Annotated in this window: 1 protein-coding gene; it reads right to left on the reverse strand. The window is 68.8% G+C overall.

Annotated features, from left to right (window positions below):
• Positions 1-10,551, reverse strand: a 10,551-nt coding sequence (locus HU729_RS23575) for a non-ribosomal peptide synthetase (RefSeq protein ID WP_186711704.1), incomplete at its 3' end; no start/stop codon positions are given.
• Positions 10,552-10,735 lie beyond the last annotated feature (184 nt).

A 10,735-nucleotide genomic window follows, 5' to 3' on the forward strand; every position in this document is an offset into this window, starting at 1 on the left:
GGTCGGCACCATGTAGTCCGGCAGGGTCTGCTTGAGCCAGGCTTTGAGCGGCTCGGCATCATCGTGCAATGCCGCAGCAGCGATATAACCCACCAGTTGCGTCCCCAGTTCGCCCTGACGGGGGACCACCGCCACCTCACGCACCTCGGGGTGCGCCAGCAGGCGTGCCTCGATCTCACCCAGCTCGATACGGAAACCACGCACCTTGACCTGATGGTCGATACGCCCCAGGTATTCGATCGACGCGTCTTCGCGGTAACGCACCAGGTCGCCAGTGCGGTACATGCGCCCGCCTTCACCGGTGAACGGGTCGGCGACGAAGCGTTCGGCACTCAGCCCAGGCCGGCGCAGGTAACCGCGCGCCAGGCCCTCGCCGGCCAGGTACAGCTCGCCCGCCACCCCCACCGGCTGCGGCTGCAGGTGGCCATCCAGCACATAGGCGCAGGTGCCCGGCAGCGGCCGGCCAATGCTGGCCCGGCCGTTGGCCTGGCGCAGCACGCAGGTCGAATAGGTGGTGTCTTCGGACGGCCCGTAAAGGTCGTGCACGCGTTCGACGCCCGGCAGCGCATACAGCGCATCGACCAGCGACTGCTTCAGCGGCTCGCCCGCCAGGTTGATGATGCGCACACTGGGCGGAATCGCCCCGGCCTGCAGCAGCGCGGCGATCGCCGACGGCACGGTGTTGATAAGGGTCACGCGCTCGCGCGCAGGCAGTTCCGGCAGCGCCAGGGCGTTGTCGGCGAGAATGAAATGGCCGCCGCCGGCCAGGGTCACGAAAAGCTCCCAGACCGACAGGTCGAAGCAGATCGAGGTGCTCACCAGCACGCCTTGCAGATCGTCCTGGCTGTACAGCCCCTGGGCCCATCGCACCAGCGCCACGGCATTGCCATGGGTGATCGCCACGCCCTTGGGCAGGCCGGTGGAGCCGGAGGTGTAGATCACGTACGCCAGGTGCTCGGCATCGTCATGCTGGACCGGCGCATGGGTGGGTTGCAGCGCCAACTGCGGGTCGTCGTCGAGCAACAGCAGCGACTGGCCTTCGCTGATCACCGACGCCAACTGTGCGGCCTGGTCGGCCTGAGTCAGCAGCAGGTGCGCCTGGCTGTCGCCGAGCATGTGCGCCAGGCGCTCGCGCGGGTAGGCCAGGTCCAGCGGCACATAGGCGCCACCGGCCTTGAGCACCGCCAGCAGGGCTACCACCAGTTCGGCGCTGCGCGGCAAGGCCACGCCGACCCGCACTTCCGGGCCGACACCCAGGGCACGCAGGCGATGGGCCAGGCGGTTGGCCTGCGTGTCGAGCTCGTGATAGCTCAGCTCGCGCTCACCGCAGATCAGCGCCAGGGCCTCGGGGGCCTGCGCGGCGCGAGCCTGGATCAGACCGTGCAAGCTGGCGTGGGTCGCAGGCGGCAGCGCTGCCGAGTTCCAGGTCTGAAGCATGCGCTGCTGTTCGTCGGCGGCCAGCAGCGGCAAGCGCGCCACTGGGCACAGCGGGTCGTGCACCACGGCCTGCAGCAGGTGCTGCCAATGGTCGACCAGACGCTCGATCGTGGCGTGGTCGAACAGGTCGGTGGCGTAGGTCAGCGACACTTCGATGCGCGCCTCGACCTCAGTGGTGTCCAGGCTCAGGTCGAACTGCGCGGTGCCGCTGTCCCAGCTCAGCGGCTCGAGCGCCAGGCCTTGCAGGGAGGTTGCGGTGGCAGGCGTCACCTGGTGGTTGTGCATGACCTGGAACAGCGGGCTGTAGCTCAGGCTGCGCTGGGGCTGCAGGGCGTCGACCAGTTGCTCGAACGGCAGGTCCTGGTGGGCCTGGGCGCCGAGTACGGCCTGGCGTACCTGTTGCAGCAGTTGATCGAAACCGGCCGCGCCATCGACCTGGGCGCGCAGCACCTGGGTGTTGACGAAGAAGCCGACCATCGACTCGGTCTCGGCCCGGGTGCGGTTGGCCACCGGTACGCCGACGCGGATATCGGACTGGCCGCTGTAGCGGTGCAGCAAGGCCTGGAACGAGGCCAACAGGTAGACGAACAGGGTCACACCCTGGGCGCTGGCCTGCTCGCGCAGCGCTGCCACCAGCGGCTCGGCCAGGCTCAGGTCCAGGCGCGCACCGCGCTGGCTCTGCTCGGCAGGTCGCGGGCGGTCGAACGGCAGTTCCAGCACGGGCTGCTCGTCGCCCAGTTGTTCACGCCAGTAGGCCAGTTGCCGGGCGCCCTCGCCCGCCTCCAGCCATTGGCGTTGCCACTGGGCGAAGTCGGCGTACTGCAAGGCCAGGGGCTCGAGTGCCGCGGCCTCGCCACGGCAATGGGCGAGGTAGCGCGCCTGCCACTGTTCGACCAGCAGCTGCATCGACCAGCCGTCGGAGACGATGTGGTGCTGGGTCATCACCAACACATGGTCCTGTTCGCCCAGCACCAGGACGCGAACCCGCAGCAACGGCGCCTGGAACAGGTCGAACGGGCGGCGAATCTCGCGCTGCACTTCGCGGCGGATGGCCGCCTCGTCGGCCTGCCCCTCCATGGCCTGGTAGTCGATCGCGAAGGTCAGCGCCGGGGCGATGACCTGGCGGACCTCGCCGTCCTGCTCGACGAACGCGGTGCGCAGCGAGGCATGGCGATCCACCAGGTCCTGCACGCTGCGCGCCAGGGCGTCGCAATCCAGCGCGCCGCGCAGACGCAGCGCTGCCGGAATGTGATAGGACGCACTGTGCGGCTCCAGTTGCCACAGGAACCACTGGCGCTCCTGGGCATAGGACAATGCCAGCGGTTGGTCATGGCCCACACTGACCAACGCAGGCCCCGCCTCAGCGGCCTGGGCCTGGCAGGCCTCGGCGAACGCCTCAAGCACCGGCGCCTGGAACAGCACCCGCACCGGCACCTCGCGCTGCAACTGCTGGCGGATGCGCACCACCACCTGCATGGCCAGCAGCGAATGCCCGCCACGCTCGAAGAAGTGATCGGCCAGGCCGATCTGCGGCACGTCCAGCACCTGGGCCCAGATATCTGCCAGCGCCGCCTGCAAGGCATTGCGCGGGGCGATGTAGGCCGCGCGGGTCGCGTCTGCCTCGGGCAGCGGCAAGGCTGCGCGGTCAAGCTTGCCGTTGTTGTTCAGCGGCAACTGGTCCAGCACGACGAGGTGCGCCGGCACCATGAACTCCGGCAGCGACTGGCGCAACGCGTCGCGCAGCGCGGCGACGAAGGCCGTGCGCGCATCGCCCTGCACTGCCTCGCTGGCAACCGGCACGACGAAGGCCACCAACTGCGCACCCTGGCTGGTCGGTTGGGCGATCAGCGCGGCGGCGCGCACTCCCGGCTGGGCCTGCAGGCAGGCTTCGATCTCACCCATTTCGATGCGCATGCCGCGAATCTTCACCTGGTGATCGATGCGCCCAACGTACTCCAGCGCCCCTTCGGCGTTGTAGCAGGCCAGGTCGCCACTGCGATAAAGCCGTGCGCCCGGCTCGCGGGCGAACGGGTCGGGCAGGAAGCGTTCGGCCGTAAGGCCCGGACGCTGGTAATACTGCTGGGCCAGACAGGCCGGGGCGGCGATGCACAACTCACCGACCGCGCCGGCCGGCAACAGCTCGCCAGCGCCGTCGAGCACATAGAGGGCACGGCCAGCAATGGCCCGGCCAATCGGCACGCCGTGGCTGTCGCTGGCATCGCCCAGGCGGCAGGCATGCACGCTGGAGACGACGGTGGCCTCGGTCGGGCCGTAGGTGTTGATCAGCGCGACCTCGCCCAAGCCCGCGGCGTGCCACAGGCGCAGCCCTTCCACCGACATCGCCTCGCCGCCGACGTGCACCTGGCGCAGTGCACCCAGGCCACGGCCCGGCTGCGCGGCGCACTCTTTGGCCAGCAGGTACCAGTAGGCCGCTGGCAGGTCGGCCAAGGTGACCTCGTGCTGCACGATGTGCTCGGCCAACTGCTGCACATCCCACAGCGACTCGCCCCGCATCACCAGCGCCGCCCCCAGTGCCAGCGGCGGATAGCACTGCTCGACGAAGCCGTCGAAGCTGAACGTGGCGAACTGCAGCACGCGGTCGTTGGCGCTCAGGTGCGAATACTGCGCACCGCTCTGGCAGAACTCGCGCAGGGCGGCATGGCTGATGGCGACACCCTTGGGCCGGCCGGTGGAGCCGGAGGTGTAGATCACGTACGCCAGGTCCTGAGCGTGAGGCTGCACGAGCGGGTCATGCTCGGGCTGCACGTCCAGCACCAGCTCGCCGGTCACCAGGCGCGGCACCTGGGGTGGCAGGCTCAGGCCCTGCAACAGGCCGTCGTCGCACAGCAGCAAGTCGAGCTGGCTGTCCTCGATCATGTAGCGCAGGCGCTCATCCGGGTAGGCCGGGTCGAGCGGCACATAGGCTGCGCCACTCTTGAGCACCGCCAGCAGGCTGACGATCAGTTGCGGGCTGCGGCGCAGGGCCAGGCCGATACGTTTGCCCGGGCCCATGCCCTGGGCGATGAGCAGGTGCGCCAGGCGGTTGGCCTGGCGGTTGAGTTGGCCATGGCTGAGCGAGCGGCCCTCGCACAAGACGGCCAGGGCGTCGGGGTTGCGCGCGGCCTGGGCGGCGATGCGCTGGTGCACCAGCGGCGTGGCCGACAGGTCGATCGCGGCTCCCTGGCTGTGCGCCAACACCGCCTGCTGCGTGGTGTCATCCAGCAGCCGCAGGCTGCCCAGCGCGGCCGAGGGCTGCTCGAGCATCTGCTCGAGCGCCTGGCAGAAAGCGGCGCACAACTGCTCGACCTGCGCAGCATCGAAGTGCGCCAGGTCGTAGGCGAACTCCACGCTCAATCGCGCACCCAGCTCGATGCCGAGGGTCAGTGGATAATGGGTGCGCTCGTGGTTGCGCAGCGCGCCCACCTGCAACCCGGCTGGCGCGCCATCACGCAGGGCCTCGGCCACCGGGAAGTTCTCGAACACCATCAAGGTGTCGAACAGCACACCGCCCTGCTGGCCGGCCCAACCCTGGACCTTGTACAGCGGCACGTGCTCGAACTCGCGCAGGTCGAGGTTGAACGCCTGCAGGGTTTCCAGGGCCTCGCCGACCGACTGGCCAGGTGCTGCGCTGCACAGGACCGGAAGGGTGTTGATGAACAGCCCCAGTTGCTCTTCGATCCCCGGCAACGGCGCCGAGCGCCCGCTGACGGTCGCGCCGAACGCCACGCAGGCCTGGCCGGTGTGTCGCTGCAGTACCAGGCCCCAGGCCGCCTGGAACAGGGTGTTGAGGGTCACTTTGCGCTGGCGGGCGAACTGGCCCAGGCGCTCGGCGAAGGCGCCGTCGAACATATGCAGGTGCTCGCCACTGCCCTGCCCTTGCGCCCGCCGCAACGCCGAGGCCAGCAAGGTCGGTCCCTGCAACGGCGCCAGCGCGGCCTTCCAGAAACGCTCGCCAGCATCGACAGGCTGGCGCTGCAACCAGCCCAGGTAGTCGCTGAAACTCCCGCTGGCGGCAGCCACCGGCTGCCCGGCGTAGGTCTGGATCACCTGGGCCAGCAGGCTGGCATTGCTCCAGCCATCCATGAGGATGTGATGGCTGGTGTAGATCAGGTGCCAGCCACCGCCCTGCAGTGCCACCAGTTGCAGGCGGAACAGCGGCGCCTGGCGCAGATCGAAGCCGCGAAGGCGTTCGGCGGCGGCCAGGGCATCGAGGTCGTGCACGCCCTCCAGTACCTGCAGCGGCAAGTCGAGATGGCGCTGCACCAACAGATGCGCCTCGCTCAAGCCCTCCCAATGCACGCTGGCACGCAGGATCTCGTGGCGCGCCATTGCCTCGCTCCAGGCCTCACGCAAACGCGCGGGCTCCAGCCCCTGGATATCCAGGCGCAGTTGGTTGATGTAGGCACCGGCCTCGGGCTCGTACTGGGCGTGGAAGAACATGCCCTGCTGCATCGGCGACAGCGGATAGAGCGCCTCGATAGCACTGGCAGCGACCGGCAGCGCGTCGAGCTGCGCCTGGTCGATGCGTGCGAGCGGGAAGTCGGAAGGCGTCGCCTGGCCGGCCGGGGTTTGCAGGCAGTGGGCGATCAGTTGTGCCAGCTCATCGTTGTAGGCCTGGGCCAGGCCTTCGACAGTGGCGTCATGGTACATCTGGCCGCTGTAGCCCCAGCGCAGCGACAGCTCGCCGGCATAGACCTGGCTTTCCAGGGTCAGCCAGTTGGCCAAGGGGGCCTCGGGGTCCTGGGCCTGGCCGCTGCGCTCGGTGGCGGGCGCCCAGAGTGCCTGGGCATCGAACTGCTGGTCGAACTGCCCCAGATAGTTGAAGGTGATACGCGCAGGCGTGGCCTGGTCGAGCGCCTGGCGCTGGGCCTCATCGCCCAGGTAGCGCAGCAGGCCGTAGCCCAGCCCCTTGCCCGGCACCGCGCGCAACTGCTCCTTGACCGCCTTGATCGAGGCGCCCACATCGTCACTGACGCTCAGGCGCACAGGGAACAGCGTGGTGAACCAGCCCACGGTGCGCGACAGGTCGACATCCTCGAACACCTCTTCGCGACCGTGCCCTTCCAGCTGCACCAGCACCGCCTGCTGCGCGCTCCAGCGCGCGATCACCCGGGCCAGCGCCGTCAGCAGCAGGTCGTTGATCTGTGTGCGGTAGGCGGCCGGGGCAAGGTGCAGCAACTGACGGGTCAGCTCGGCGTCCAGGCGCGTTTCCAGGGTGCGGCCGTGGCGGTTGAGCGCGGCGCCCTGGGGCATGTCGCACGGCAGCTCGTGGTCGACACGCTGGGCGCGCCAGTAGTCCAGCTCGCCGGCCTGTTGCGCAGCCAGGGCAGGCAGGCGCGCGGCCCAGGCCTGCCAGGCGCTGGTCTTGGCGGGCAGCGGCTGTTGCGTGTAGGCGTGCTGCAAGTCTTCGAGCAGCACGCGCCAGGACACGCCGTCGACCACCAGGTGGTGGATCACCAGCAGCACGCGCTGGCTGCCATCGGCCATTTGCACCAGTACCGCGCGCAGCAGCGGCCCGTCGGCCAGGTCGAGGCTGCGCTGGGTGGTGTCGCAGAGCGCCGCCAGCGCCTCGGCATCGGCAGCCGTTTCTTCACGCAGCAGCCCGGCGGGCAGCGCACCGTGCTCGGCCTGCCAGTGGCCGTCGTGCAGCTGGAAGCGCAGGCGCAGAGCATCATGTTGCTCGACCAGGCGCACCAGCGCCTGCTGCAGGCGACCAGCGTCCAAGGCCTGACGCGGCGTCAGCAGCAGCGACTGGTTCCAGTGCGCCCGTGCAGGCACCGCCTGCTCGAAGAAGGCGCGCTGGATAGGGGTCAGCAGCGCCGGGCCCTGCACCGCACCCTGCTCGGCCTGCACCTGCGTCGCACGCCCGGCAGCGCCAGCCAGGCCGCGCAGGGTCTGGAACTGGAACAGGTCACGCGGGCTGAACTGCACGCCTTGGCGTCGGGCGCGGCTGACCACCTGGATGGCGATGATCGAGTCGCCGCCCAGTTCGAAGAAGTTGTCGTCCAGGCCGACCTGTTCGACCCCGAGCACCTCGCTCCAGACCTGCGCAAGGATCTGCTGCACCGGCGTTTGCGCAGCGACATAGGCGCCGCGTGGCGCCGCATCGGGCTGTGGCAGCGCCTTGCGGTCGAGCTTGCCGTTGGGCGTCAGCGGCAGGCGGTCGAGCGGCATCAGGTGGGTGGGCACCATGAACTCGGGCAGCGCCTGCAACAGCCAGTCCTTGAGGCCCTGCTGCCAGCCATCGGGCTGCTCGTTGAGTACCAGGTAGGCCACCAGCTGCTTGCCGTCCAGCGCCAGCACCACGGCCTCACGTACCCACTCATGCTGGGCCAGGCGCGCCTCGATCTCGCCCAGCTCGATGCGCAGGCCGCGGATCTTCACCTGATGGTCGAAGCGGCCTAGATATTCGATCACGCCATCGTGGCGCTGGCGCACACGGTCGCCGGTGCGATACAGGCGCTGGCCAGAAACGAAAGGATCGGCGACGAAGCGCTCGGCGGTCAGGCTCGGGCGGCGATGGTAGCCCCGGGCCAAGCCGACACCGCCCAGGTAGAGCTCGCCGGAAACACCGGGGGCAACCGGCTCGAGGCCGGCGTCGAGCACGTAGGTGCGCAGGTTGGCGATCGGCAGGCCGATCGGCACGCTGTCCCGGCCTTCGTCGCGGCAGGTCCAATGGGTGACGTCGATGGCCGCCTCGGTCGGGCCATACAGGTTGTACAGGGCTGCGTCCGGCAGGCGGGCAAACACCTGCAACTGGGCATCCACCGGCAGGGCCTCACCGCTGCAGACGATACGCCGCAGGCTACTGCAGGCTTCGACACCCGGCTCGTGGATGAACGCCTGGAGCATCGACGGCACGAAATGCAGGGTGCTGACCTGGAAGCGGCGGATGGTCTCGATCAAGCGTGCCGGATCGCGATGTTCACCCGGCGCGGCCACCGCCAGGCACGCGCCAGTCATCAGCGGCCAGAAGAACTCCCACACCGACACGTCGAAACTGAAGGGGGTCTTCTGCAGCACGGTGTCGTCGGCGCCGATGGCGTAGGCCTCCTGCATCCAGTGCAGGCGGTTGGCCAGGGCCCGGTGGCTGTTGCCGGCGCCCTTCGGCCGCCCGGTGGAGCCGGAGGTGTAGATGACGTAGGCCAGTTGCTCGGGGTCGATATCCACCAACGGGGCGCTGCTGGGTTGCTCGTCGAGCAGCAACTGGTCGAGCGCCACGCACTGCACACCCTGGGGCAGCGGCAGGCTGTCGAGCAGTGCCTGCTGGGTCAGCAGCAGGTCGATGCCGCTGTCCTCGATCATGTAGGCCAGGCGTTCTGCGGGGTACTCCGGATCCAGCGGCACATAGGCAGCACCGGCCTTGAGGATACCCAGCAGCCCCACCACCATTTCGACGCTGCGCTGCACGCTGATGCCGACCAGGCTGTCGCCTCGGGCGCCCTGGGCGCGCAGGTAGTGGGCCAACTGGTTGGCGCGGGCGTCGAGCCGGGCGTAGCTGAGCGCATGCTCGCCAAACACCAGGGCCGGGGCCTGCGGCGCGCGGCGTGCCTGGTCTTCGAACAGCTGGTGCACCGGGCGTTCGAGCGGGTAGTCACGGGCCGTAGCGTTCCAGTCCTGGAGCACGGTGGCAAGGCTGGCGTCATCGAGCATCGGCACCTGCCACAGCGCTTGCTGCGGCTGCTCGACCAGGCCTCGCAGCAGGGCCTGCCAGTGCCGGGCCATGCGCTCGATGGTGGCGCCGTCGAACAGGTCGCTGGCATAGGTGAAGGCCGCGTGCAGCACGCCACCTTGCTCGTAGGTGTCGAGGCTGAGGTCGAACTGGGTGGTGCGGCTGCGCCATTGCAGCGGCGCCAGTTGCAGGCCGGACGCCAGGGTGACGGTGGTCAGGTCGGCGACCTGCGGCTGGTGGTTGTACATCACCTGGAACAGCGGTGCGTGGCTGAGGCTGCGCTCGACCTTGAGCGCCTCGACCAGGCGCTCGAACGGCAGGTCCTGGTGCGCCTGGGCGCCCAGCACGGTCTGACGTACCGCTTGCAGATAACCCAGCACGTCCTGTTGCGCTTGTGGCTGCAGGCGCAGCACCTGGGTGTTGACGAACAGCCCGATCAGCCCCTCGACCTCGGCGCGGTTGCGGTTGGCCACCGGGCTGCCGATGCGCAGGTCGCTTTGGCCGGTGTAGCGTTGCAGGAGCATGCCGAAGCTGGCGAGCAGGACCATGAACAGCGACAGGTTGTGCTGGCGGGCAAAACCGCGCACCTGCTCGGTCAGTGCCGCGTCGAGCGGGAATGACTGGCGGCTGCCGCTGAAGCTGGGAGTGGCCGGGCGCGCGTGGTCCAGCGGCAGCTCCAGCACCGGCTGCTCCTCGCCCAGCTGGGCCTGCCAGTACTGCAACTGGCGCTCCATCTCGCCCGCTTCGAGCCAGCGGCGCTGCCACAGGGCGTAGTCGACGTACTGGATGGGCAGTGCTGGCAACTGCGGTGCCTGGCCTGCAGCAAAGGCGTCATAGGCGCGGCTGAACTCATCGATCAGCACATTCATCGACCAGCCGTCGGAAACGATGTGGTGCAGGGTCAGCAGCAGCACGTGCTCCTGCGCATCGAGGTGCAGCAGGCGCACCCGCAGCAGTGGGCCTTGCGCCAGGTCGAACGGGCGTAGCGACTCGGCCTCGGCTTCGGCACGGACCTGTGCCTCACGCTGGTCGGCGGCGAGGTTGCGCAGGTCGACGCGCTCGATGTTCACGTGTGCGAGCGGGCGGTGGACCTGCTCCAGGCGATCATCGGCCTGGGGTTCGAAGACGGTCGTCAGGCTTTGGTGACGGGCCAGTACGGTGGCGAAGGCCTGCTCCAGGGCGGCTTCGTTCAGCTGGCCTAGCAGGCGTACGGCGCCTGGGAGGTTGTAGGCGCCGCTCTGGGGGTCCATTTGCCAGAGCACCCACATGCGTTGCTGGGCATAGGACAGCGCCTGGCGGTCTGGGGCCTCGACACTGGCGGGGATGGGGAACTGGGAAAAGTCGATGCCCTCCTTGGCCAGGGTCTCGAGGAACACGCGGCGCTTTTCCAGCGGCAGTTCAATGAAACGGCGGGCCAGTTGCAGGGACTTCTCGGCATTCATCAGATTGCTTCCGTACGGGTGGGGTATCGGGCGGGGCCCGGCTATCCCTACGAAACGGATACATCTTGCAAAAAGTTAGGTTTTGGTGGGGGTTTGGGGGGCGGTGGGGGGGCTCGTGGCGGGTGAATATCCGATTTGGGTGGCGACGCGGATTCACCTTTTCGCCTTTACGGCGAACCCCCCT

The organism is Pseudomonas sp. RW10S2 (assembly GCF_014268985.1).
GTDB classification, from domain to species: Bacteria; Pseudomonadota; Gammaproteobacteria; order Pseudomonadales; family Pseudomonadaceae; genus Aquipseudomonas; species Aquipseudomonas wayambapalatensis.